General features: G+C 70.5%; 18 protein-coding genes, 1 other RNA gene and 1 pseudogene. 8 read left to right on the top strand and 12 right to left on the bottom strand.

The genetic code is table 11. The annotated features are described in order from the left end of the window. Nucleotides 1–59: 59 nt before the first annotated feature. The 3 genes from ACFXBC_RS15030 to ACFXBC_RS15020 form a co-directional block, all read right to left on the bottom strand. Entirely contained in the window at nt 60–4,115 is a 4,056-nt protein-coding gene (locus tag ACFXBC_RS15030; RefSeq protein ID WP_385023618.1) for a LamG-like jellyroll fold domain-containing protein, read from the bottom strand. A gap of 586 nt (nt 4,116–4,701) precedes the next feature. Continuing rightward, nucleotides 4,702–5,106: RNase P RNA component class A (rnpB, locus tag ACFXBC_RS15025), an RNA gene on the bottom strand. Nucleotides 5,107–5,185: 79 nt separating this feature from the next. Beyond that, the gene (locus tag ACFXBC_RS15020; protein ID WP_385023616.1) at nt 5,186–5,755 is read right to left on the bottom strand and encodes a Uma2 family endonuclease; all 570 of its coding nucleotides are present in this window, start codon (nt 5,753–5,755) and stop codon (nt 5,186–5,188) included. Nucleotides 5,756–5,983: 228 nt separating this feature from the next. Here ACFXBC_RS15020 and yaaA point away from each other — a divergent pair, with 228 nt between their 5' ends. Together yaaA and eda are read left to right on the top strand one after the other, a co-directional pair. Continuing rightward, nucleotides 5,984–6,766: a peroxide stress protein YaaA gene (gene yaaA / locus ACFXBC_RS15015; protein ID WP_385023544.1), complete on the top strand. Its 783-nt coding sequence runs from the start codon at nt 5,984–5,986 to the stop codon at nt 6,764–6,766. 112 nt (nt 6,767–6,878) lie between these two features. Then, nucleotides 6,879–7,496, top strand: a complete 618-nt coding sequence (eda, locus tag ACFXBC_RS15010; RefSeq protein WP_385023542.1) for a bifunctional 4-hydroxy-2-oxoglutarate aldolase/2-dehydro-3-deoxy-phosphogluconate aldolase — start codon at nt 6,879–6,881, stop codon at nt 7,494–7,496. Between the two features lie 94 nt (nt 7,497–7,590). Here eda and ACFXBC_RS15005 read toward each other — a convergent pair whose 3' ends face one another. The 4 genes from ACFXBC_RS15005 to ACFXBC_RS14990 all read right to left on the bottom strand — a co-directional run bounded on the left by ACFXBC_RS15005 (nt 7,591) and on the right by ACFXBC_RS14990 (nt 11,746). After that, nucleotides 7,591–8,838 carry a bifunctional RNase H/acid phosphatase gene (locus ACFXBC_RS15005; protein ID WP_385023614.1) on the bottom strand — a complete coding sequence of 416 codons (1,248 nt, stop codon included), beginning with the start codon at nt 8,836–8,838 and terminating at the stop codon, nt 7,591–7,593. Beyond that, nucleotides 8,838–9,581 (bottom strand): zinc ribbon domain-containing protein, encoded by a 744-nt coding sequence (locus ACFXBC_RS15000; protein ID WP_385023612.1) that lies wholly within the window; start codon nt 9,579–9,581, stop codon nt 8,838–8,840. Before ACFXBC_RS15000 ends, ACFXBC_RS15005 begins: the two co-directional genes overlap by 1 nt. After that, a complete protein-coding gene (locus ACFXBC_RS14995; RefSeq protein WP_385023540.1) occupies nt 9,578–10,432 on the bottom strand; it encodes a Nif3-like dinuclear metal center hexameric protein in 855 nt (284 codons plus the stop codon). The genes ACFXBC_RS15000 and ACFXBC_RS14995 overlap by 4 nt, the downstream gene beginning before the upstream one ends. A 270-nt stretch (nt 10,433–10,702) precedes the next feature. Further along, nucleotides 10,703–11,746 carry an ABC transporter substrate-binding protein gene (locus ACFXBC_RS14990; RefSeq protein ID WP_385023538.1) on the bottom strand — a complete coding sequence of 348 codons (1,044 nt, stop codon included), beginning with the start codon at nt 11,744–11,746 and terminating at the stop codon, nt 10,703–10,705. A 187-nt stretch (nt 11,747–11,933) separates the two neighbouring features. Here ACFXBC_RS14990 and ACFXBC_RS14985 point away from each other — a divergent pair, with 187 nt between their 5' ends. After that, nucleotides 11,934–13,211 (top strand): hypothetical protein, encoded by a 1,278-nt coding sequence (locus tag ACFXBC_RS14985; RefSeq protein ID WP_385023536.1) that lies wholly within the window; start codon nt 11,934–11,936, stop codon nt 13,209–13,211. Nucleotides 13,212–13,335: 124 nt separating this feature from the next. Beyond that, on the top strand, nt 13,336–13,512 hold the full coding sequence (locus tag ACFXBC_RS14980) for a hypothetical protein (protein ID WP_385023534.1): 177 nt from the start codon (nt 13,336–13,338) through the stop codon (nt 13,510–13,512). A 223-nt stretch (nt 13,513–13,735) separates the two neighbouring features. Here the strand turns inward: ACFXBC_RS14980 and ACFXBC_RS14975 are convergent. The 3 genes and pseudogenes from ACFXBC_RS14975 to ACFXBC_RS14965 all read right to left on the bottom strand — a co-directional run bounded on the left by ACFXBC_RS14975 (nt 13,736) and on the right by ACFXBC_RS14965 (nt 16,836). Next, nucleotides 13,736–14,678 (bottom strand): annotated as a pseudogene (locus tag ACFXBC_RS14975) (3-oxoacyl-ACP reductase). 147 nt (nt 14,679–14,825) lie between these two features. After that, a complete protein-coding gene (locus tag ACFXBC_RS14970) occupies nt 14,826–15,902 on the bottom strand; it encodes a Zn-dependent alcohol dehydrogenase (protein WP_385023532.1) in 1,077 nt (358 codons plus the stop codon). Between the two features lie 79 nt (nt 15,903–15,981). Further along, nucleotides 15,982–16,836, bottom strand: a complete 855-nt coding sequence (locus ACFXBC_RS14965; protein WP_385023530.1) for a MaoC/PaaZ C-terminal domain-containing protein — start codon at nt 16,834–16,836, stop codon at nt 15,982–15,984. Nucleotides 16,837–17,215: 379 nt separating this feature from the next. Between ACFXBC_RS14965 and ACFXBC_RS14960 the strand changes: the two genes are divergently transcribed. Genes ACFXBC_RS14960 through ACFXBC_RS14945 form a run of 4 tightly spaced genes read left to right on the top strand, consistent with a single transcriptional unit; the run spans nt 17,216 to nt 20,728 of the window. Next, a complete protein-coding gene (locus ACFXBC_RS14960; protein WP_385023610.1) occupies nt 17,216–18,157 on the top strand; it encodes an ABC transporter ATP-binding protein in 942 nt (313 codons plus the stop codon). Then, nucleotides 18,157–18,882, top strand: coding sequence for an ABC transporter permease (locus ACFXBC_RS14955; protein ID WP_385023528.1), 726 nt, complete (start codon nt 18,157–18,159; stop codon nt 18,880–18,882). The genes ACFXBC_RS14960 and ACFXBC_RS14955 overlap by 1 nt, the downstream gene beginning before the upstream one ends. Before the next feature lie 11 nt (nt 18,883–18,893). Further along, entirely contained in the window at nt 18,894–20,126 is a 1,233-nt protein-coding gene (locus tag ACFXBC_RS14950) for a sensor histidine kinase (RefSeq protein WP_385023526.1), read from the top strand. Beyond that, nucleotides 20,123–20,728: a response regulator gene (locus ACFXBC_RS14945; RefSeq protein ID WP_385023524.1), complete on the top strand. Its 606-nt coding sequence runs from the start codon at nt 20,123–20,125 to the stop codon at nt 20,726–20,728. The genes ACFXBC_RS14950 and ACFXBC_RS14945 overlap by 4 nt, the downstream gene beginning before the upstream one ends. Nucleotides 20,729–20,767: 39 nt before the next feature. On the opposite strand, the gene ACFXBC_RS14940 is transcribed toward ACFXBC_RS14945, so the two are convergent. Continuing rightward, nucleotides 20,768–22,231, bottom strand: a complete 1,464-nt coding sequence (locus ACFXBC_RS14940; protein WP_385023522.1) for an MFS transporter — start codon at nt 22,229–22,231, stop codon at nt 20,768–20,770. Between the two features lie 111 nt (nt 22,232–22,342). Continuing rightward, complete coding sequence (locus tag ACFXBC_RS14935; protein WP_385023520.1) at nt 22,343–23,542, bottom strand: ATP-grasp domain-containing protein; 1,200 nt, start codon at nt 23,540–23,542, stop codon at nt 22,343–22,345. Between the last annotated feature and the right edge of the window lie 130 nt (nt 23,543–23,672).

Genomic DNA, 23,672 nt, shown 5'->3' with positions numbered 1-23,672 from the left:
GCGGAAGGGCGGGGAGTCGGAAGTGCGCTTTACGTCTGCTGGACTGCTCTGCCGTGCGTTCAGTCGATGGGAGGGACTTCCGTGGGGACGCCGAACCAGGAAGCAGCCAGGTACTCGACCTGGTTGTCGCTCAGCGCTCCCTGGAAGGCCCACACGTCGTCAACGCTGCCGGGGAAGAACCGGGCGCTCTTACCTGCTGTGACGGCGGCCCCGACCTGGAAGCCCTTTGTCGCCTTGTGCGTCAAAACGTTCCCGGCCCAGGCGATCAGGTCCTCGCAGGCCGAATCATCAGGTTTGCCGTCACCGTTGTCGTCCCCACATGCCACCTCTTGAAGTGCGCCGTTGACAAAGAGACGGGCCTCTTTGGCGAAACCGTCGTAGACGACCGCCAGATGGTTCCAGGAAGTCACATCCTCGAAGGCGGTGGACGAGGCGTGGGAGACCCGAGCATCCGAACTGTCCTTGTCGGAGAGAGACATCTGCCAACTCCCCTGTTCTCCGGAGCCCTTCGAACCGGGTACGAACGAAACGTCCAGAGCACTGTGCCCAGCGCTTTCCGCACTCAGGAGGGTGACTTCCTTCGATGGAGTCGCCGCTGCCTGTGCCCAGGCCGTCACAGTGAAACTCGTGCTGGTGTCCACCGGCATGGAGGCCGTGGCGGCATAAGCGTCGCTTCCGTTCAACTGGAGCCCATGGGCATCGATCCACCCCTTTCCGAGCATCGCACCACCCTTGAGGGCCATGGGCCGGTTCTCCTGCGAGGCGTCCGGTGAGGTGGCAGGGCCCGGTGTCGTTTCCTCGAACTGCCAGCGCCCCTTCAGCAGTGGGTGCTGCTTGAACATCTGCGCGACTTCCTCTGCCGAGACCGGGCGGTCGTACAGACGTACGTCGTCGATCTGGCCAGGGAAGAAGGAGCGTGGTTTCCTCTCGAAGGACCCGGCGCCGATCTGCACGGGCCCACTCGCGTACCAGGTCTTGGAGAGACTGGTGCTTCCTGCCTGAGCACCATTGACGTAAAGAGTGAGCTTGTCGGCAACGGTGTCGTGGACGCCGACGAGGTGCACCCAGTCGCCACCATGCGCCGTGGTTCCCTCGGCCTGGATCGCTCTGATCGGTGTGGCGTCGGGTTCGTCGGCTGAGTACTGGTTGAAGGCCCACCGGTCGTAGGCGGAGGAGTAGTAGAGCTCGAAGCCCGCGGTATGGGCTCCTGCCTGGGTGGCGACCATCGCCGCGTGGTCGGGTTTCGTCTCCGGGAGTTTCACCCAGGCCGAGACCGCGAAGCCGCGCTGGTTGTTGAGCTGTGGCGAGACTGTGGTGGCGTAGCCGTCGGCTCCGTCAAGGGACAGTGATCTTCCGTTGACTCCGGGCCGGCCGGTACTGGCACCTCCCTTGAGCGCCATGGGGTCCACGTCCGCATGGCCCGTGACGCGGGTGGCGCCCGCGGACTCGTCGAGAGGGAAAACCGCGCGGGCCTGGCGCCCCGGGGTCGTCAGCGGCTCGTGGCGGTACAGATGGGAGATGTCTGCCGCGGTCAGAGGTTTGTCGAAGATGCGCAGGTCATCGATTGTTCCCGGGAAGAAGGAAGCAGGTTTGCCGTCGTAGGAGCCGGCGCCGATCTGAAGACCCCGTCGGGCGTCCCAGGGAGTGTCGTAAGCAGTGCTGCCGGCCAGTTGCCCCTGGACGTAGAGCATGAGTTGTTTGGTGGTGCTGCTGTAGGTGCCGACCAGGTGCGTCCACTGCCCCGCTTTCGCTCCGCCGGGCGCGGCTTGCATGGCGCGGGCTATGGGCGCCTTGGGGGTGTCACTCGTGTACTGATTGAAAACCCACCGGTCGTATTCCTTGGAGTAGTAGAGCTCGAAACCCGGGGAATGGTTGCCGGGCTGCGCGGCGATGATGGCGGCCTTCTCCGGCATGGAGGACAGTTTCGCCCAGGCAGAAACAGAGAAGCCGGTATCGGTGGCGACGACCGGGATGTCGGTATCGGCGTAGTCATCGACTCCGTCGAAAGCAACGCCCGTCTTGGTCTCCCCCGGTACGCCAGGAGTGGCGCCGCCGTGCAGGATCGCCTCACGGTCTGGGGTACTGCCCTTGGCCTCGCTCGCTCCGGCTTCTTCGTCCAGTTGCCAGGTGGCCCGTTCAGGCTGCCCGGCCCTGACTCTGAAGAGGTATGTGCGAATCTCACTGCCATTGCCCGCGCTGTCGAAGGCCTGCGCCGTGACGAAGTTCAAGCCAGGGTTCGACGGCAGCATCTTGATGGCCTGTGCCGCCCCCTTTGATGTGCTGATCTTGTTCTTGGCCGTCGGATCCGTGTTGATTCCGTACCAGTAAGACGTCACATCGGTGTCGGCTGCCGTCACATCGAACGTGCCGTACTTGCCGACCCCGTCGTACCAGGGGGCCTCCGAGTCATCCGGATCGAGCGCCGGGTAGTCCCCGGATACCAGTCCCGGTGCTTTGGGGACCTTCGTGTCGTAGGTGAAGTAGCAGGCTTCCGGGTCGCCGGTGGACGACCATGGCGAGTATTGCGCCCCATCCCATACACGCACCTGCCAGCTGATCTTCTTGTTGGCCGGCAGCGACGTGGGCAGGGCCACGGCGAATGCCGAGCCCGACTTCTTTGACGGGGTGCGAGCGGGAGTCCAGTGGGGAGAATTGCCATTGCCGTCCCCCGAATCCCATGAAACCTGGAACTGGACCGCGACTGAGTCCCCGTCAGGGTCGGTGATGTTGTTCGCGTAGATTTTTCCGAGGGTGCGCACAGGAACGGCAAGGGCCGACTTCTTGCAGACACCGCCGTATTCCATGGTGAGTTGCGAGGACTTCACCTGCGCGGGCGGCCGGTTGAACTTGACGCGCAGATAGGCCTTGTCGGAGAACCGCTTCCAGCCCAGACCGTCGGATTCGCTGCCCGCCCGCAGGCCGAACGTCATGCTGGATGACTTGTTCGAGGCAGCCGACTGCACGGCTGACTTCACGTCGAACTCGGCATCCTTGGCGGCACAGCCCGTATACCCGTAAGCGAAGCTGTCGGACTTGAGCTGCTTGATCCAGAACCCTGCGGCGTTCTGGGAATTCCAGGTCGTGGATGCAGAGATGCCCTTCGTCTGCCACAGTTCGACAGCGCGCTTGCTGCACGAGGCCGACCATGTGTTGCGGACGACGAACTCCGCCGAAAGAATCGACTTACCGGAGAACTTGGAAACGGGAATCTGGTAGAAGAGCCGCTTCGTGTCATGCGGCTGGCAGTAGGCCCAGTCGCACAGACCCATGCCGGCGTCCGCGTCACCGTTGAACTTCCACTGCGGCGACGACGCCCAGTACTTCGACGCCATCGTCCACGACGACGCACGCGGTGAATACCACTGCGGGTCGATGAACACCGGGTACTGCGTGTCCGCTCCGCGCAGAACGTCCTGATCCGGAGTCAGGACGAGTTCGTGGCCATCGGCCGGCACTGCCACGTCGACCGGTGCGAGCTTGCCCGACTCCCCTGCCCCCGGTTCACCCTGCAGGCCCGCACTCCGGACACCAGCCCTTTTTGTCCGGACACCCGTACCGCCGGAAGCAGCTTCACCGTCAGAACCAGCACTGGAGTCCCACATCTGCGGAGTCGGCGCCTCGAACACAGCACCGCCGGCCCCGCGGTCGACAGCTTCCAGGCCTCCTTGCTCGGTCTTCCGGACGTCCATGCCGTCCGCAGCCAGCTTCAGCCGAAGGTTCGTCAGCTCATCGCTCCGCGCCGCCTCGGCGTTCTTGACCACCAGAAGCTGCGTGAATCCATCCGCCTGCGCCTCCATCCTGAGGTCCACACCCGGCAGAACGTCACGATAGGAAGCGGTGGCTCCTTCAATTTCTGGCTTCGGCAGCGCCTGCGGCCAGTTGAGGGCCAACTCACGGCCGTTCTTCTCCATCCGCACCAGAGGCTGCTGCCCGCCCGCGGAGAACGCCAGCTCTGACGTGGTGGCTTTTGCCTTGACCCCGTCAGGCGTCATCGTCAAGTCCGTGTCGACCGGCTTCCACTCATGACCGATACGGGTACGGACCGGGCGCAGATACTCCCGTGCTTCCAGATTCCCGTCAGCTGTGGCATACACGTCGCTCGACTCCCCCCGCATGGAAGGGATCTCCACGGACTCGCCGGAACTCTTCGCCTCCGCCAGGGCCTGTTCCGTCGTACGGACTTCGGCCCCCGGCTCAGCGGTCTCGGCCGATGCCGTACTCGGCACGCTTGTAGGTGGGGATGCTGGTGCAGCGCTCGCATCCACAGCGGCGAGCGGCAACAGGCCAACAGTGACAGCCGCCCCCAGCAAGGACGCCGCCCAACGACCGGTTGTTGTGCGCGGATTACCCAATCGCAACACAACGTGGTCGCCTCGCCTGCCCATTCTCCCCACAACCCACCCCTACTTCACAGGAAACACACAAACACGCAGAGTTAATACGTCACCACGCGTCAGCGTCAAGGGTCGCCTCAGTAAGGTTGAACCCGATTCACCCCGGAAAGGACGCATCCTGTCACCGAAAAAAATCAGCCAACTACGGGGCAGGAGGCGGACGCATGCCCGTCAGCCAAGTACGCCAACGGGGCATATCGATGAGCCCCGGAAGGGCCGATGCGGGTGAAGGATCCGAAAATCAGGGCTCGGCCGGCGGGCCGGCGACCCTTTCGGAGCGAAAGGGCGGGTGAAGCGTGAGTGATGGCAGACGAGCCGGCCTGTACGCCGGGTTCTGTCGCCCGGAGACCTCGCGGTCGCCGGGGAGACGGCCATCCATCTACGACCGGCATTGCTGCCGGCCTCCTGCGGTCTACCCGCGAACTCGGGCGAGCAGCCCTCAAACGTCCGCGCAAGGCCGTCCTGCGACGGCCTCTCTTGACCTTGCTCCAGGTGGGGTTTACCTAGCCGCCTGAGTCACCTCAGGCGCTGGTGGTCTCTTACACCACCGTTTCACCCTTACCGGGGGCCTCTCGGACCCCGGCGGTCTGTTTTCTGTGGCACTGTCCCGCGGGTCACCCCGGGTGGCCGTTAGCCACCACCTTGCTCTGTGGAGCCCGGACGTTCCTCGGGAAGGTCCTGGGGACCCTCACGCGGCCGTCCGGCCGACTCGTCTGCCGTACCGCCATGCTACCCGGCGGACCGGGACCGCCCGGTCCGGGACGTCGGAGGGGCAGGCGCGTCAGAGGAATTCAGAGGAATTCCGTGGTCTCCAGATCGAAGGCGAAGGGCTCCGGGAGGGCCAGGGTCTTACCGAACGGGATGGTGCAGTGCTGCCGGTAGTCGTCGTTCTCCGGGTCGCTGAACAGCGTCACCGAGGACTCCTCCCGGTCGACGAGAAGATAGAGCGGGATGGCACCGCGGGCGTAGCAGCGGCGCTTGCCCTCCCGGTCGGTGCGGGGCTTGCTGGAGGTGACCTCGGCCACCAGAGCCACACCGTCGCAGGGCATCCAGGGCTCGGCGCCGCGGAACAGCCGCAGGGCCGTGGGGGCGAAGGTGCCGCCCGGGATGGCGTGGTTCTTGGGGCAGCCACCGCCGCTCCGCAGCTTCAGGCCCTTGTTCCCGGAGAAGTCCATATCTGTCCGCGAGCCTCTGGTCACCTGCTTCGCGATCAAGTTGATGCAGTCCTCATGATCCCCGTCCGGCGGCGGCGTCACGACAATCTCCCCCTCGATCAGCTCCGCGCGGAAACCCTCCGGCGTCTCCAGCGCCAGGAAGCCCTCCAACAGGACCTCTGCCTGCGTGAGCGGTTCATGCGGCATGGCAGTCATGTCACGCCCCCTCCTCGGTCGCTCGTCAGACTGGGACATCTAGGGCTCCACCGTTCATGAGATGGGAGGTCTTCCCCCGATTGTGGCGTACCCCGACCCCGGTTGACGGCTGTCGGCGCTCCGTCCTTCCGCAGGCGTCGGGGAGGGCGGGAGGGAAGGGGCCCCTGGGCCGTCCGTCTACCCTGGCAGTCGCTGTTGTCCGTACGAAGGAGACCCGCTGTGCTCGTGCTCTTGCCGCCGTCCGAGGGAAAGGCCGCGAGCGGCTCCGGGGCCCCGCTGAAGCCGGAGTCCCTCTCGCTGCCCGGACTGGCCGGGGCGCGGGCAGCCGTACTGGACGAGCTCGTCGAGCTCTGCGCGGCCGACGAGGAGAAGGCACGCGAGGTGCTCGGGCTGAGCGAGGGGCTGCGCGGCGAGGTCGCCAAGAACGCCGGTCTGCGGACCGCGGGTGCCCGGCCGGCCGGGCAGATCTACACCGGGGTGCTGTACGACGCGCTCGGCCTCGCCTCGCTGGACGCCGCGGCGCTGCGGCGCGCCGAGGAGTGGCTGATGGTCTTCTCGGGGCTGTGGGGCGCGGTACGGATCGGCGACCGGATCCCCTCGTACCGCTGCTCGATGGGTGTGAAGCTGCCGGGGCTCGGGGCGCTGGGTCCTTACTGGCGCAAGCCGATGGCCGAGGTCATGCCGGAGGCCGCGGGCGAGGGTCTGGTGCTGGATCTGCGGTCCGCCGCGTACGCCTCGGCGTGGAAGCCGAAGGGTGAGGTCGCCGACCGTACGGCTTCGGTGCGGGTGCTCCATGCGCCGACCCGGAAGGTCGTCAGCCACTTCAACAAGGCGACCAAGGGGCGCATCGTGCGGGACCTGCTGCTCGCGGGCGCGGCTCCGGCCGGGCCCGGCGAGCTGGTGGAGACGCTGCGGGAGCTGGGGTACGAGGTGGAGACCCCGGCGCCGGTGAAGCCCGGGAAGCCGCGGGAACTGGATGTTCTGGTGGACGAGATTCACTGAGTCGCGCCCGCTGGGTGGGACGCACCCGGAGTAGTCGGCTGCGATCCGGCGTGCGTTGCACGGTGCGCAACGGGCGTTGCGCATGGCGTGTTCGCCGGGGCAGGATGCCGGTATGACTTCCGTGCTTGACCTCGCCCCCGTCGTTCCTGTTGTCGTGATCGACGATGCCGCCGATGCCGTGCCGCTGGCGCGGGCCCTGGTCGCGGGCGGGCTGCCCGCGATCGAGGTGACGCTGCGCACGCCCGCCGCGCTCGACGCGATCCGTGCCATCGCGGCCGAGGTGCCGGAGGCCGTGGTCGGGGCCGGCACGGTGATCTCCTCCGACGGCGTCACGCAGGCGGTGGCCGCGGGGTCGCGGTTCCTGGTCAGCCCGGGCTGGTCGGACCGGCTGCTCGGGGCGATGACCGACAGCGGTGTGCCGTTCCTGCCGGGGGTCTCCACCACCTCCGAGGTCGTACAGCTCCTTGAGCGCGGGATCACCGGGATGAAGTTCTTCCCGGCCGAGGCGGCGGGTGGTACGGCCTATCTCAAGTCCCTGGGCGGGCCGCTGCCGCAAGCCAGGTTCTGTCCCACGGGCGGTATCTCGCTGACCTCCGCGCCCTCGTACCTGGCGCTGCCGAACGTGGCCTGTGTGGGAGGTACGTGGATGCTGCCGGCCGACGCGATGGCGGCGCGGGACTGGGACCGGGTGGAACTGCTGGCCCGGGGCGCCGCCGCGCTGCGCGGCTGAACCGACCCGGGCATCCGCCCCGGCCGCGCCGTGAGGCCAACCCGGGCATCCGCCCCGGCTGCGCCTTGTGCCCGGCCGGGGCAGAGCTCGTGGCTCAGCGCAGATGGGACGTGTCGTTGAAGAGGCGTACGGACGCGTTGCCGTCGGCGTAGTAGGCCACCGTCGACACCGATGCCGCCGACAGTTCCATCCGGAACAGCGACTCCTGCGGTGCGCCAAGGGCGAGGCGTACCAGGGTCTTGATCGGCGTGACATGCGTGACCAGCAGCGTTGTCGTGCCCCGGTGGTGTGCGATCAGGCGGTCGCGGGCCGCCGCGACCCTGCGGGCCACCGTCGCGAAGCTCTCGCCGCCGCCGGTCGGGGCCGCGTCCGGTCCGGCGAGCCAGGCGTCCAGGTCGGCCGGGTACCGTTCGCGTACCTCGCCGAAGGTCAGACCCTCCCAGGCGCCGAAGTCCGTCTCGCGCAGGCCCTCTTCGATCCGTACCTCAAGGCCCAGCCGGTCGGCGACCGCCCGGGCCGTCTCCCGGCAGCGGCGCAGCGGGGAGGAGACCACCGCATCGACCGTGGCGCGGGCCGCGAAGGCGGCGGCGGCGTCGGCCGCCTGGGCCCGCCCGACGGCGGACAGCTCGGGGTCCGTGCCACCGCTGCCGGAGAACCGCTTCTGCGGGGTGAGCGCCGTCTCGCCGTGGCGCAGCAGCACAAAGGTCGCCGGGGCGCCCAGATCGGCCGGGGCCGCCCAGCCGACGGACGGCGCCGTAGCGGCTCTGGGCTCGTCCACCGTCGTACCGCTCGCAACCGCGGTACCGGCAGCAGCCGCGGTACCGCTCGCACCTACGTCTACGCCCGCGTCTCCGTCCGCCGCGCCGCGAACGCCCCCGCCCCCGCCCCGGGCCGTGAGTTCCGCCGTCGAGTCGGACGGCTCCCACGGCCGGCCGTCGCGGCCCGCGTCCATCGCCTCGTTGGCGAGCCGGTCCGCGTGTTTGTTCTGCGCGCGCGGGATCCACTCGTACGTCACTTGCGGGCCAGGCAGCACCGCTGCCGCCTCGGCGGCCAGCGGCTTCATGTCGGGGTGCCTGATCTGCCAGCGCCCCGACATCTGCTCGACGACGAGCTTGGAGTCCATCCGGACCCGGACCCGGGCCGACGGGTCCAGCGCCGCAGCCGCACGCAGTCCGGCGATCAGCCCCCGGTACTCGGCCACGTTGTTCGTCGCGATGCCGAGGTACTCCGCGGCCTCGGCGAGCGTCTCCCCGCTGGCCGGGTCGAGCACGACGGCGCCGTAGCCGGCCGGCCCCGGGTTGCCCCGGGAGCCGCCGTCCGCCTCCACGACGAACTCCCGCATCAGATGCCCGAGTCGGCCGTACGCACCAGGATGCGGCGGCAGTTCTCGCACCGCAGCACCGTGTCCGGGGAGGCCGCCTTGACCTCGTTGACCTCGGTGATGTTGAGCTCCAGGCGGCAGCCCTCGCAGCGCCGCTGGTAGAGCCGGGCCGCACCCACGCCGCCCTGCTGCTCCCGGAGCTTCTCGTAGAGCTTCATCAGGTCGGCGGGGACCGAACCAGCCACGATCTCGCGCTCCTTGGTGAGCGTGGCGGTCTCGCGGTCGATCTCCGCGGCGGCCACGTCCCGGCGCTCGGTGGCGTCGGCCACCTTGCCCTCGACGGCCGAGACGCGCTCGGTGAGCTCGGCGGCCCGCTCCTGCGCGGACTCGCGGCGCTCCATGACCTCCAGGACCACGTCCTCCAGGTCGCCCTGGCGCTTGGCCAGCGAGGCGATCTCGCGCTGGAGGTTCTCCAGGTCCTTGGGCGAGCTGACCGCGCCGGAGTCGAGGCGCTGCTGGTCGCGGAGCGAGCGCTGGCGGACCTGGTCGACGTCCTGCTCGGCCTTGGTCTGCTCGCGGGCGGTGTCGCTCTCCTCCGTCTGCACGGCGACGCGCAGATCACGGAGCTGGGTGAGGTCCTTGGTCAGGGAGTCGATCTCGGCGTGCTCCGGCAGCGACTTGCGCCGGTGCGCGAGCTGCGACAGGCGTACGTCGAGGGCCTGGACGTCGAGGAGTCGGATCTGGTCGGCGTGCGCGGCGTTCAGTTGGGGGCTCCAGAATGATCGGTTGCGGTGGACGCCGCGTGGGCGGTCCAGGGGTCTGTGACCGTACGGGACACGTGGGTGCGCAGACCCCATCCGTTGCGGTCGGAAATCTCGTCGAGCTGGGCGGCGGCCTGGGTGCACCAGGGCCACTCGGTGGCCCAGTGCGCCGCGTCGAGCAGGCCGAGCGGCGACTGCTGCACGGCCTCGGACACCGGGTGGTGGCGCAGGTCCGCGGTGAGGAGGGCGTCGACTCCGGCGGCGCGTGCCCGGCCGAAGAGGCTGTCCCCGGAACCGCCGCTGACCGCGACGGTGCGGACGAGCGCGTCGGGGTCGCCCGCGGCGCGTACTCCTTGCGCGGTGGCGGGCAGCCGGGCGGCGGCCAGGGCGGCGAACTCCCGCAGCGGCAGCGGGTGGTCCAGCTCGCAGACACGGCCGAGACCGCGGCGGCCGAGCGGATCGGTGGGGTCCGGTACGAGCGGCCCGACCACCCGGAGGTCCAGCGCGCCCGCGAGGGCGTCGGAGACCCCGGGGTCGGCGGTGTCGGCGTTGGTGTGCGCGACATGCAGGGCCACGCCGTGTCTGATCAGGGTGTGGACGACCCGGCCCTTGAAGGTGCCGGCCGCGACCGTCGTCGTACCGCGCAGATAGAGCGGGTGGTGCGTGACGACCAGCTGGGCGCCGAGACGTACGGCCTCGTCGGCGATCTCCTGGACGGGGTCGACGGCGAAGAGGACACGGTCGACCTCGTCGTCGGGGTCGCCGCAGACCGTGCCGACGGCGTCCCAGGACTCGGCCCGCTCGGGCGGCCACAGGGCGTCGAGTGCGGAGAGGACTTCAGACAGGCGGGGCACGGCTACAGGTTACCCGCGCTCCGTGCCCCGGCCTCCGGTCGGTCCCGCCGGACCCGGCGGTCCGTTCCCGCCGGACCTGCCTGTCGGTCCTTCCGAAGCCGCCGGCCGGTCCCGACGGAGCCGCCGGCCGGTCCCGACGGCCTGCTTTCCAGCCGCCCCCGCCCGGTGGCTGCCCACCTGGGTGACTGCCCCGCCCGGTGACTGCCCCGCCGGGTGACTGCCCCGCCCGGTGACTGCCCCGCCGGGTGGCTGCCCACCTGGGTGGCCGTCCTACTTGACGAGATAGCTCTGCAGGTCGTCGAGGACCTTGTTGGCCGCGGTCACTCCGAGGCCGAGGTACCAGGTCTCGTCCGGGACGTTCTTCGCCCGGCCGTCCTTGACCGCCTTGAGGTTCTTCCAGAGCGGGTTGGCCTGGACGGTGTCCCGCTTGGTGGCCTTGGGGTCGCCGTACACCCCGGTGAAGATCCAGTCGGCGTCGGCGGAGTCGATCTTCTCGGGGCTGATCTCCACCGCGAGGTCCTTCACCTGCTGGCTCTTGGGCCGCGGCAGCCCGGCGTCCTTGAGGATCGTGCCGATGAAGGAGTCCTCGGCGTAGAGGCGGATCCGGTCGGGCATGTAGCGGACCATCGATACGGTGGGCTTGTGCGGGCCGACCTCCGTGCCCAGCTTCTTCGCCCGCTTCTCGTACGCGCCGAGCTCGGCCTCGGCCCGGTCGGTGCGGTCCAGGGCCGCGGCGTTCAGCAGGTAGTTCTGCTTCCAGGTGAAGCCGGGGCGGATCGAGAAGACGGTCGGCGCGATCTTCTTGAGCTGGTCGTACTTGTCGGCGGCGCGCAGCTGGCTGCCGAGGATCAGATCCGGGTGGAGGTTGGCGATGGCCTCCAGGTTGAGGTTGTTGATCGTGCCGACGTTCTTCGGGTGGCCCGCGTTCTTCTTCAGATAGCCGGGGATGCCGTCGCTGCCCTCCGTGGGCGCGTAGCCGACCGGCTTGATGCCGAGCGAGACGACGTTGTCCAGCTCACCGACGTCGAGCACCACGACCCGCTGGGGCTTCACCTTGATCACGGTCTTGCCCATGGCCTGGGTGACGGTGCGCGGGAACTGGCCCGGCTTGGCGTCGGTGCCGAGTGCGGCGGTCTTCGTCGCGGCGTCGCCGAAGTGCTTGCCCCCGGTGGCCACGTCCTTCTTGGCCGCCGCGTCGGCCTTGCCCGATGTCGACCCCCCGTCGCCGCTGTCGCTGCTTCCGCAGGCGGTGAGGGCGAGGGCGCCGGTGAGCGCGAGGGCGGCGGCAGCGGTGCTGCGACGGCGTAGAGACATGGTGAAGCTCCTGACAGAAACCACTTAGGTGTGCCTTACCTTAAGCGGCGGTGCAGACATGAGCACACTCGCCCCCTCCCCCTCAGGCGAATACCAGGACAGCCACCCGTATGTGTGAAGTGCCAGGTACGGGCCGGTTCGGCAGGACGTACGAAAACTAGCTTCGGTGTCCGGAGGTGACCGAAATATGATGGCCACGGCCACGAAGACCGCGACCGGGAGCGCCGTACGGACGGCACCGGAGGGCGGCGATGAGGGCAACGCGGGCGACGGCGCCGAAGGCGGCGCCGGGGACTGTGCGCGGGGCGGCGCCGAGGAGTGTGCGCGGGGCGGCTCGGTACCGCGGCCGGACTTCACCATCGCCAACGACGGGTCCTACGCGGCCCGGCTGGCGCGCCGCACCGGGGACGCCTGGTTCCCCGAGCGATGGACGCTGGACGGGCCCGAGCCGTACGCGGTGGAGCTGCCCGGTCATCAGCCCGAGGAGCCCGGATCCGATGTGCTGCCGATGGCCGACGGGCGGGTGCTGATCCGCCGGTCCGTCGAGGCACGGCACACCTTCTCGCTGCTGTACCCGACCGGCCCCGGGACCGGCGAGCTGCCGCTGGGCTCCGTCGCGTGCGAGCGGCTGACGCTGCTGCCGCCGGTGCCGGGCGGCTCCCGTGCGTACGCGCTGGCTCCCGGTACGCACACCACCGCCGTCTGGCTGGTGGCGGGCGGCGCCTTCGGGCCCGAGCATGTCGCCGATGTGCCGGGCCGGTGCACCGGCGGGGTATGGCTGGACCGTACGGGCCGGATGCTGGCGCTGGACCGGGAGGCGGACGGGGTCACCAAGACGGTCGCGGTCGATCTGGAACGGGGCGGCGAGGTCACCCCGCTGCTCCAGATCGCGGAGGGCAGCGACGACCGGCTGCTGCTCGCGGACCCGGACAGCGGTCTGCTGCTCGTACGGTCGGACGCGCCCGGCGACGAGCGGCTGGGCTGGGGGGTGCTGGGGAGCCGTCGGCCCATCAGGTTCCCGGATTCGCTGCGGCTCGACGACGCGGTGCTGACGCCGTTCGCGGTGCAGCCGGGACAGGTGCTGATGCCGGAGAGCTGCGGGGTCGCCCTGCGGATCGCGAGCGCGGCGGGCAGCTGGCTGGGGGTGTGGCGCCCTGCGGGGCGCCGGCTGCTGCAACTCGCCGCCCCCGAGGGGTGGTTGACGGGCGCGGGGCTGTGGAGCACGGAGGGGGTGCTCCGACTGCCCTGCACCACCCGGGCCATGCCGGTCGGCGTGGTGGACATGGCGCCGCTCGACGGACTGCCCGCCGATCCCCGTATGGAGTCGGCCGGTGACGTGACCACAGAACCGGCACAAACGGAAGTCGCTGGTCAGGAACCGGACGGGCCCCTGGTGACTCCTGTTCTGTACAAGCCCGTACCGTTGCAGCAGGCGCCTCTGCCGAGCCGCTCGCAGCCTGGTTAGAATCGCGGGCCTGCACACGCTTGCGGTGATCGATTACGCATGATCACGGCGGGCACGGGAACAGGCACGGCACAGCACGAAAAATGTAGCGATCACAGCGATTTGACGGGGGAGATTTCCCATCATGTCTGAAGCCAGGACCGACACCGCCCAGTCGCGCCCGCAGCCTGCGGCCGCCGACCGGGGCGAAGCCGGAGGCTCCGGAAAGCACCGGGGGGGTGCGGCGCCCGTCGAGGCGTCCGAGGCGGAGACCAACGGCCGCCATCGCCGCTCGGGGGAGCAGCACTCGAACGCGGCCTGACGGGCCGCACACGCGACACCGTTCACGTACCACCGCTCAAGCACAACCGAAGGGCCGGTTCCCGTTCAGGCGGGGACCGGCCCTTCCGCCGTACCGGGAACCGGCCGGGCACCCGGCGGAACTGCGGTCAGGGGATACGGAAGTACGGGGATACGGCGGTACGGGGATACGGCGGTACGGCGATACGGCGATACGGCGATACGGCGATACGGCCGTACGAGGGTCAGCCGTGTTTGAGGCCCAGGATCTCGGCTGCGGCGAAGGTCTCGTTCGGCGGCCGGTCCGCGTAGTACGGCGAGATCACCTCGTCCAGTTCTTCGTACGAGAACGCCGTCTTCGCGGTGTCGAACTTCGCCGCCACCTTGGGGCGTTCCACCACGGCGACCATGCCGCCGTGCACCACGAGCAGCTGGCCGTTGACCTTCGCCGCCGCCGGAGAGGCGAGATAGCCGACGAGCGGTGAGACGTGTTCGGGTGCCAGCGGGTCCAGTTCGCCCGCCTCGGGCTCCCCGAAGCCGGCGAACACGTCCTCGGTCATCCGGGTCCTGGCGCGCGGACAGATCACGTTGGCGGTGACGCCGTACTTGGCGAGCGCCAGCGCGGTCGACGTGGTGAGCCCCACGATGCCGCCCTTGGCCGCCGCGTAGTTCGGCTGGCCGGCCGAGCCCGCGAGGAACGCCTCAGACGAGGTGTTGACGATCCGGCCGTAGACCGGGCCGCCCGCCGCCTTCGACCGTTCGCGCCAGTGCACGGAGGCGAAGTGGGTCGTGTTGAAATGCCCCTTGAGGTGGACCCGGATCACCGAGTCCCACTCGTTCTCGCTCATCGAGAAGACCATCCGGTCGCGCAGGATGCCCGCGTTGTTGACCAGGATGTCGAGCTTTCCGTAGGTGTCGACGGCCAGTTGCACGAGAGCGCGGGCCTCTGCGTGGTGGGCGACGTCGCCGAGGTGGGCGGCGGGCCGGTCCGCCGGCCGCGCGGATCTCGGCGACGACGTCGTCGGCGGGGGCGGCGGACGACTCACCGGAGCCGTCGCGCCCCGGCCGGCCGAAGTCGTTGACGACGACGCTCGCGCCGAGCCTGGCGAGTTCGAGCGCCTCGGCACGGCCGAGGCCGCGGCCGGCCCCGGTGACGATCGCGGACAGGCCATCAAGTGGCAAGGACATGGACGAGCTCTCCTTACGGTCTGCGGGGTACCGGAGATGCGGGTACCGGAGATGCGGGTACCGGTCTGCGGGTACCGGTCTGCGGGTACCGGCACGGCGGGTACCGGGGCTTCGAGTGCTGCGGCTCCGGCCCCGGTGGTCCGGGTGTCAGATCTCGATGCAGGTGCGCAGCGCCTCGCCTGAGCGCATCTGGTCCAGGGCGTCGTTGATCCCGGCGAGGTTCACCCGGTGGGTGATCAGCCCTTCGAGGTCGATACGGCCCGCCCGCCAGAGCGAGATGGCCCGCTCGTACGAACGGACCACGTCCCCTCCCCCGTACATGGAGGGCAGGATCCGCTTCTCGTCGAAGAACAGCTCGAACATGTTGAGCTGGAGGAAGTCGTCCATGGCGCCCGCGCCCACGATGCAGAGGGTGCCACCGCGCCGGGTGGTCTCGTACGCCTTGCGGGCGGTGGCCGATTTGCCGACGACCTCGAAGACGTAGTCGAAGCCCTCCCCGGCCGTGATGCGCTGCTTGGCGTCGTCCAGCGCGTCCGGCGCCACGGCCTCCGTCGCGCCGAAGTTGAGTGCGGCCTCCCGGCGGGAGGCCACCGGGTCGACGGCGACGATCTGGGAGGCACCCCTGAGCCGTGCGCCCTGGATGGCGGAGATGCCGACTCCGCCGCAGCCGATCACGGCGACCGACGAACCGGCCTCCACATCGGCGGTATTGACGGCGGCGCCGAGGCCGGTGGTCACCCCGCAGCCGATGAGCGCCGCGATCTCGAACGGCACATCGTCGGGGATCGGCACCGCGCACCCGGCGTCCACGACGACCTCCTCGGTGAAGGTGCCGGTCCCGGCGAAGCCGAAGACATCGCCGCCGGGGCGCTTGAAGTTGGGGGTGCCCGCGTTCATGAACCCGGCGAGACACAGCTCGGTCTGGCCGCGTTTGCAGGCCGGGCAGGTACCGCAGGCGGGCAGCCAGCAGAGCACCACCCGGTCGCCCTGCTCGACACCGGTCACACCGTCGCCGACGTCGAGGATCTCGCCCGCGCCCTCGTGGCCGGGCACGAACGGCGCGGGCTGCGGCAGCACCCCGTTCATCGCCGAGACGTCCGAGTGGCAGAGGCCCGTGGCCCGGACCCTGATCCGGACCTTGCCGGGGCCGAAGCCCACCGCCTCGATGTCGTCGAGGACTTCGAGTTTGTCCTGGCCGGTCTCGTGCAGTACGGCTGCGCGCATGGTGCGGCTCCTCACATACGGCTGGGCTGGTGGATCGGGGGGTGGGCTGCGAGAGGACGAGGGGTCGGCGGGGGCGGGGTCAGTGGTGGGTGACCACCGTGTCGGCGAGGACCGGCGCCTCGTCCCGCTCGACGGCCGAGACGGCCACCTGGACCCGGCCCGGCGAATGCCACATCCGGATCCGGAGCGTCTCACCGGGGAAGACCACCCCGGCGAAGCGGGTGGTGTACGAGCCGACCCGGGCCACATCGCCGCCGAGCGCCGTGTCGACGACGGCCTTGAGCGTCATTCCGTACGAGCAGAGCCCGTGCAGGATAGGCCGGTCGAACCCGGCGAGCTTGGCGAACTCCGGGTCGGCGTGCAGCGGGTTCCAGTCGCCCGAGAGCCGGTAGAGCAGTGCCTGGTCCTCCCGGATCGGGCGGTCCTCGGTGCGGTCGGGGGCGCGGTCGGGGAGGTCGAGGCGGGCGGAGGGGCCGCGTTCGCCGCCGAAGCCGCCCTCGCCGCGTACGAAGATCTGTGAGTCGCTGGTCCACAACGGGCCCTGTTCGTCGGCGACTTCGGAGCGCAGCACGATGACGGCCGCCTTCCCCTTGTCGTACACGGCCTGGACCCGGGCGGTGGACCGCGCCGTCGCCGCGACGGGGATCGGCCGGTGCAGGGTGATGGTCTGGCCGCCGTGCAGGACGGCTGCCAGATCCACATCGATGCCGGGGGCCGCGAGCCCGCCCATCAGCGCCATCCGGGCGCCCGCGACGGTCGCGAAGCTGGGCAGGACATGGAGCCTGGACTCCAGGGTGTAGCGCAGTTCGTCGGCGGCGAGGGCGGGCCGGCCCGCACCGATTCCCAGGTGGTAGAGCTGGATGTCCTTGTGGTCCCAGGCGATCTCGCCGGAACGCGGCTCGGCGGCGACGGCCTCTGCGGCATCAATGGGCATGGGGCAAGCGCTCCTTGACGGTGGAAAGACCTCGGTGCGACCGTCCGCACCGTCAGGCGCACCGAGGTCGTACGGGACCGGCCCCCGGCGCCCTTTGTAGAACGCGTTCTAGGCCGATGGCCCCATGTATAACGCACCCCTCGTGAGTTGTGAAGACTGCTGACGGTACGTCAGATAGGCCCGTCCGCGCGGCCCGCTGTATCCGGCCACGACTCACGGCTCACGGCTCGCGGCTCACGGCTCACGGCTCGCAGCTCACGGCCTCACGGCTCGGCCGTGACATTTGTCCCGGGCGGCTGCGTACAACCGCATCTGTCCACGGGCCGCCCGGCTTCGTAGCGTGTGGGGCATGACGCAGACAGCAGACACCGGACCCGCGGTGCGCTTCACGGGGGCGGTCAAGACGTTCGGGGCGGTGCGGGCCGTGGACGGCGCCGACCTGGAGATTCACCGGGGCGAGACCGTCGCCCTGCTCGGGCGCAACGGCGCGGGGAAGTCCACCACCATCAGTCTGCTGCTCGGCCTCGACCAGCCGGACAGCGGGCGGGTGCGGCTCTTCGGCAGGACACCCGCCGAGGCGGTCGGGGCCGGTCTGGTGGGGGCGATGCTCCAGGCGGGGCAGCCGATCCCCCGGGTGACGGTGCGGGAGCTGGTGGCCTTCGTGGCCAGTACGTATCCGCGCCCGCTGCCGGTCGCGGAGGCCCTGGACATGGCCGGGCTCGGCGAGTACGGGGCGCGCCGGGTCGACAAGCTCTCGGGCGGCCAGCTGCAACGGGTCAGGTTCGCTGTGGCGCTCGCCGGGAATCCGGAGCTGATCGTCCTCGACGAGCCGACCGCCGCGCTCGACGTGGAGGCCAGGCGCGCCTTCTGGGACTCGATGCGGGCGTACGCGCGGCGCGGGAACACCGTGCTCTTCTCCACCCACTACCTGGAGGAGGCCGACAGCAACGCCGACCGCATCGTGGTGATCCACCAGGGCCGCATCGTCGCCGACGGCAGCTCCGATGTGCTCAAGCGCGCGGCAGGCGGCAGCCTGGTCTCCTTCGACCTCGCGGGCGCCCCCACCGAGGGGCTCCAGGCACTGCCCGGTGTCACCGCCGTGGAGATCCGCGCGGACCGGGCGTCGCTGCGTACGGACGACTCGGACGCCACCGTCGTCGCCCTGGCGGAACGCGGCGCGATCCGCGGTCTCGCGGTCGCCCCGGCCACCCTGGAGGACGCGTTCCTGGCCCTCACCTCGCGGGAAGCCCCCGACGGGCCGCCTGGCGGCCCCGGATCCGCCGGGGTCTCCCCGCACCACGAAGAGAAGGCCGCGGTCTGATGCTGGAATACGTCAAGCTCGAAGTGCGGCGGACGCTGCGCGACTCCGGGTTCGTGATCTTCGGCATCGGGATGCCGGTGGTGATGTATCTGCTCTTCACCAACATCGGCCCGAGCGACTCCGGCTCGGCGGCCTGGCGGGTCACCTCGATGGTCGGCATGGCGGCGTACGGCGCGCTGGGTGCGGCCCTGGGTGTCGGTACGGGGGTCGCGTCCGACAAGTCCCTCGGCTGGCTGCGCCAGTTGCGGGTCACTCCGCTGCCGCCCACGCAGGTGGTGCTGGGCCGGGCGGTCTCCGGTTCGGTGACCGTGCTGCCGGGGATCCTGGCGGTGCTGCTCGCCGGGGCGCTCGTCAACGGCGTACGGATCGGCGCCTGGCAGTGGGCCGTCCTGACGCTGTTGCTGTGGATCGGCGCGCTGCCGTTCACCCTGCTCGGGATCGCCAACGGCTACCGGCTGACCGCCCAGACCACGGGCGTGGTGAACGTGGCCTCTCTGATGGGGCTCGCCATCGTGGGCGGACTGTGGTTCCCGGTCGACGCCTTCCCCGGCTGGCTGCGGTCCGTGGCCCGCTTCACCCCGGCCAACCGGTTCGCCGAGCTGGGCTGGTCCACCACGCGGGGCAGCGCACCCGCCCTGGGCACGGTGGCGGTGCTCGCCGCCTGGCTGCTGGTGTTCGGCACGTACGCGGTCATCTCGTACCGTCGGTCGGCGAGGACGGTGTGACGGGAGTGATCATGCAGGAGAGACTGGCCCCGCTGAGGCAGCGGCTCGGCGGCTGCGCGGAGCGGCGCAGGGAACGGGTGAGGAACCGGCGGGCGGGCCCGCCGAACGCCTTCACGCTGCTGCCCTGGCTGCTGCTCGGCCTGGGCAGCTTCTCCAACCTGATCGGCGGCGAGGCCCCGAACCCGTGGATCGGCGGGGCCGGGCTGCTGGCCTTCAACTCCCTCTACATCTCCATCGCGTTCCGGGCGTTCGACAAGGAGAAGCGGCAGAGCCGTACGACGCTCTGGCTGCTCGGCACGCTGGCGGCCATCACCTACGGTCTGGCACTCGGCTACGGAGGCAGCTGGCTGCTGTTCTTCCCGCTGCTCTCGCTGGCTGTCGGCACCACCCTGCGCGACCGGCGGCTCGGCTTCACGCTGATGGTGCTCTCCGGCTCCGCCGGGTACATCTCGGGCACCGAGGGGCACAGCCCGTGGGACCCCTGGACGCTCGGGTACGGCACCTTCATCTCGGGTGCGGTGACCGCCGCGATCCTCACCCTCTCCGAGACCGTCATGGAGCTGCGCGCCACCCGTCAGGAGCTGGCCCGTTCGGCGGTCGAGAAGGAGCGGCTGCGTTTCTCGCGCGATCTGCACGATCTGCTCGGCCACACCCTCTCGGTGATCGTGGTGAAGTCGGAGGCGGCCCGCAGGCTGGCCCCGCGTGACATCGACGCGGCGCTCTCCCAGATCTCCGACATCGAGACGGTCGGCCGGCAGGCGCTCACCGAGATCCGCGAAGCGGTCACCGGGTACCGGGACGCCAGCCTCGCCAGCGAACTGGACAGTGCGCGCTCCGCGCTGACCGCCGCCGGGGTCGAGCCCGTCGTACGGCAGTCGGGGCCGCCTCTCGAACCGCAGAGCGCTTCGCTGCTCGGCTGGGTCGTCCGGGAGGCCGTCACCAATGTGGTGCGGCACAGCGGGGCCACCCGGTGCGAGATCACCGTGGACGGCGAGAAGCCCGAACGGGTACGGCTGGTGATCAGCGACAATGGGCGCGGCGTAGGCTCGACGCCACCCGGCAGCGGGCTGAAGGGCCTGACCGAACGCCTGGCGGCGGCGGGCGGCTCGCTGGACGCGGGCCGCGGCCAGCGGTCCGGCTTCCGCCTGGTGGCCGAACTGCCGGTGGAGACCACCGCCGTCGCGGCCCCCGGGCCCGGCGCGCACACCACACAGAGACCAGCAGATCGGGAGAGCAGCGCATGATCCGAGTCCTCCTCGCCGAAGACCAGGGCATGATGCGGGGAGCGCTCGCTCTGCTCCTCGGCCTTGAGGAGGACATCGAGGTGGTCGCCCAGGTGGCCACCGGCGACGCGATCGTCGCGGCGGTCCTGGATGCGGGGCCCGATGTGGCGCTGCTCGACATCGAACTCCCGGGCCGCAGCGGGCTCGACGCCGCCGCCGAGCTGCGCTCGCGGGCGCCGGAGTGCCGGGTGCTGATCCTCACCACCTTCGGCAGGCCCGGCTATCTGCGCCGCGCGATGGAGGCGGGCGCCGCGGGTTTCCTGGTCAAGGACGGTCCGGTGGAGGATCTGGCGGCGGCGATCCGCCGGGTGCTGGCCGGGGAGACGGTCATCGACCCCGCCCTGGCCGCCGCCGCGCTGAGCGCGGGGCCCAGCCCGCTCACGGCACGCGAGTGCGATGTGCTGAACGCGTCGGTGGACGGGGCGACCGTCTCGGACATCGCCGGGAAGCTGCACCTCTCGGAGTCGACGGTCCGCAACTACCTCTCGTCGGCGATCGGCAAGACCGGCACCCGCAACCGGATGGAGGCCGTCCGGTCGGCCCGGCAGCAGGGGTGGCTGTAGCGGCCGGTTCGCGCTGCCCGGCCGGGAGCGGGGGCGCGGTCAGTCGCCGGACGGCGGGTACGAGGAGAGTGGCCGGCCGATGACCGGTCGACGGTCCCCGGGCATCCACACCAGCATCAGCAGCGCACCGGCGAGCAGGATGAACCCGCCGCACCGGAACGCCAGCGCGTATCCCGCGGTCAGCGCCTCCGCTCCGGTGCCGCCCCCGGTGCGGGCGGCGGCGACGGTGGAGAGGACCGCGAGGCCCAGCGAACCGCCCAGTGTCCGGGAGGTGTTGACGAGGCCGGAGACCAGACCGGCGTCGCCCGGTGCGGCGCCCGATGTGGCGAGCGAGGCGAGCGGGGTCATGGCGAGTCCCGCACCGGCCATCATCAGCATGCCGGGCAGCATGATCGAGGTGAGGTACCCGCCGTGCGCGGTCATCGTCGACTGCCAGCCGAATCCGGCCACGGTGATCAGGATGCCGACGACCGCCACGTTCTTGGCGCCGAAGCGCCGCATCAGCCGCGGCGCCGACTTGGACCCGGCGACCACACTCAACGAGCTGGGTATGAGGGCGAGTCCGGCGCCGAAGGGGGTATAACCCAGCACGTTCTGCGCGTACAGCGTCATGAAGAACCACATACCGAAGCTGCCCGCCCCGCAGACGAACATCGCGGCGTTGGCGGCGGCCACCGAGCGCACCCGGAACAGCTTCAGCGGCATCAGGGGCAGCGGGGTGCGCGCCTCGACGGCCAGGAACAGGCCGAGCAGAGCGAGCCCGGCGAGCAGCGGTACCAGGGTCGCCGCCGCCGTCCACCCCTCGGCCTCGGTCTGCACGATGCCGTACGCGAGGGTGGCCGTCCCGGCGGTGACCAGGACCGCGCCGGGCAGGTCGAGCCGGCGCGCACCGGTGGACCGGCTCTCGGAGATCCAGCGTGCCGCGCCCGCCAGGACGAGCGCGCCGACGGGCACATTGATCAGCAGCACCCAGCGCCAGGAGAGCGCGTCGGTCAGCGCCCCGCCGACCAGACCGCCCGCGGCGCCGCCGCCCGCGCCGACCGCCGTCCAGGTGGCGATGGCCCGCGCGCGGGCGGCGCCGTCCGGGACGGCCGAGGTGAGGATGGTGAGCGTAGAAGGGGCCAGCACGGCGGCGCCAAGACCCTGCACGGCGCGCGCCAGGAGGAGTTGCCAGCCCTCCTGGGCGAGTCCCCCGGCGAGCGAGGCGAGCGTGAAGAGCCCGAGCCCGACGAGGAACATCCGCTTACGGCCGAAGAGATCCCCGGCCCGGCCGCCCAGCAGCATGAATCCGGCGAAGGCGATGGCGTACGCGTTCACCACCCACTGCAGTCCGGTGGCGCTGAGGCCCAGGCTGGTGCGCATCGAGGGCAGGGCGACATTGACGACGGAGACATCGAGAACCACGAGGAACTGCCCGGCGCACGCGGCGAATACCACCAGCCAGGTACGGGCAGGGGCGGGACTTCGCACGGTGGTGCGGGCGTTCGAAGAGGTACGCAGCATGAGTGCCATCGTCGCACCCGGGCGCGGCACGGTGCATCCGCATATCGGCCCGGTTCCGGTGGTCCGCAGGTCGTGGTCCGCAGGTCGTGGTCCCCGGAGCCCAAGCCCTTCTCACTCGCCCCAGGTGGTCCGCACGGTGGCGAGCGCGGTCTCCGCCGCAGCCACCGCCTCCTCCCCCGTGTCCGCGCAGGTGATCACATGGCCGATCCGGTCCAGGTTGGAGATCTTGGGCGTGTAGTGGCGGCCGACGACCCCGCGGAACTCCAGGTCCTGAACACCGGGAACCTCTGCCGTTTCAGCGACGCCGCGGATCTCCCGGAGAGTTCCCTCCCCCGGCAGGCACCACATGCGGATCGACGCGGCGCGGCCGACCGGGCTGCGCCGCGCGGGGAGGGGTTCGCCGAGCAGTCGCCGTACGTATGACTCGGCGAAGGAGAAGCCCGTGGTCAGCTCGATGAGGCGGGGAATGCGGTCGCCGGGGATGCGGGCGTTGACCTCGATGACAACCGGGCCGTCGGGGCCGTACCGCATCTCCATGTGGGCCGGCCCCCAGTTCAGACCGAGCTCCGCGGTGGCTCGTCCGGCGGCGTCCAGGACCACGGCCGCGATGTCGTCGCCCACCCGCGCGGGGAAGTCGTGGCCCAGCTCGACGAAGCCGGGGCCCGGCACGAGATGCTTGCCCGTGAGGCCGATGACGGCGCCGTCCATGAACTCGACGCTGAACTCGGGCCCGTCCACGAACTCCTCGATGAGGAGCCCCGCCACCCGGGGGGTGTCGCGGGTGGCCTCCTCCGCGAAGGCCGCCTCCGCGTGGGCCAGCACCTCCTCGTCGCTGCGGCGGACCGCCACGAGCGCACTGCCGGTGAGATTGGTCGGCTTGGCCACCACGGGATAGCCCACCTTGCGCGCGGCCGACACGGCCTCTTGCGGGCTGGTGGCGTACCGCCAGCCGGGACTCAGCTCCGCCGGGAGGGCGCGCCGCAGCGCGTGCTTGTCCCGGCAGGCCGCCGCAACCGACGGGGACGGCCCCGGCAGGCCGAGCCGCTCGGCGACCGCTGCGACGACGGCGCCCGAGTAGTCGTCCGTGGTGCCGACCGCCCGCACATCGGGGAGGTCCGCGATGACGGCGGTGACGGCGTCGGGATCAGTCGTGTCGCAGGTGACGATCCGCAGTCCCAACTCCCCCGCGAAGGCGTACGGGACCGCGTCGCGGCACACCAGGACCACCTCGTGGCCCGAGTCCACGGCGATCCGGGCACAGTCGGCGCCCGCCCCGGTATAAGAGGATTCGACGAAAACAAGCGTGCTCATGCATGGCCCTTCTCTTCGGTCTTGACCCGCTGACCGCCTGTCGGCCGGGGGGGGGGGGGGGCGCGCGGGGGGGGGGGGCCGCGCCCCGCCCCCGCGGGGCGCGCCCCCCCCCGCCGCCGGCGGGGGGGCC

This window comes from Streptomyces sp. NPDC059398 (assembly GCF_042751845.1).
Taxonomy (GTDB): domain Bacteria; phylum Actinomycetota; class Actinomycetes; order Streptomycetales; family Streptomycetaceae; genus Streptomyces.
This window is presented reverse-complemented; position numbering and strand designations above follow the sequence as displayed.

What these genes read in the sequence shown, in the direction of transcription:
- ACFXBC_RS15030 (WP_385023618.1), bottom strand. Translation starts at nt 4,115, where the DNA reads ATGCGGGGGGAGTCGAGCGACGTGTATGCCACAGCTGACGGGAATCTG.
- ACFXBC_RS15020 (WP_385023616.1), bottom strand. Translation starts at nt 5,755, where the DNA reads ATGCCGCATGAACCGCTCACGCAGGCAGAGGTCCTGTTGGAGGGCTTC.
- eda (WP_385023542.1), top strand. Translation starts at nt 6,879, where the DNA reads ATGACTTCCGTGCTTGACCTCGCCCCCGTCGTTCCTGTTGTCGTGATC.
- ACFXBC_RS15005 (WP_385023614.1), bottom strand. Translation starts at nt 8,838, where the DNA reads ATGCGGGAGTTCGTCGTGGAGGCGGACGGCGGCTCCCGGGGCAACCCG.
- ACFXBC_RS14990 (WP_385023538.1), bottom strand. Translation starts at nt 11,746, where the DNA reads ATGTCTCTACGCCGTCGCAGCACCGCTGCCGCCGCCCTCGCGCTCACC.
- ACFXBC_RS14985 (WP_385023536.1), top strand. Translation starts at nt 11,934, where the DNA reads ATGATGGCCACGGCCACGAAGACCGCGACCGGGAGCGCCGTACGGACG.
- ACFXBC_RS14980 (WP_385023534.1), top strand. Translation starts at nt 13,336, where the DNA reads ATGTCTGAAGCCAGGACCGACACCGCCCAGTCGCGCCCGCAGCCTGCG.
- ACFXBC_RS14970 (WP_385023532.1), bottom strand. Translation starts at nt 15,902, where the DNA reads ATGCGCGCAGCCGTACTGCACGAGACCGGCCAGGACAAACTCGAAGTC.
- ACFXBC_RS14965 (WP_385023530.1), bottom strand. Translation starts at nt 16,836, where the DNA reads ATGCCCATTGATGCCGCAGAGGCCGTCGCCGCCGAGCCGCGTTCCGGC.
- ACFXBC_RS14955 (WP_385023528.1), top strand. Translation starts at nt 18,157, where the DNA reads ATGCTGGAATACGTCAAGCTCGAAGTGCGGCGGACGCTGCGCGACTCC.
- ACFXBC_RS14950 (WP_385023526.1), top strand. Translation starts at nt 18,894, where the DNA reads ATGCAGGAGAGACTGGCCCCGCTGAGGCAGCGGCTCGGCGGCTGCGCG.
- ACFXBC_RS14945 (WP_385023524.1), top strand. Translation starts at nt 20,123, where the DNA reads ATGATCCGAGTCCTCCTCGCCGAAGACCAGGGCATGATGCGGGGAGCG.
- ACFXBC_RS14940 (WP_385023522.1), bottom strand. Translation starts at nt 22,231, where the DNA reads ATGCTGCGTACCTCTTCGAACGCCCGCACCACCGTGCGAAGTCCCGCC.
- ACFXBC_RS14935 (WP_385023520.1), bottom strand. Translation starts at nt 23,542, where the DNA reads ATGAGCACGCTTGTTTTCGTCGAATCCTCTTATACCGGGGCGGGCGCC.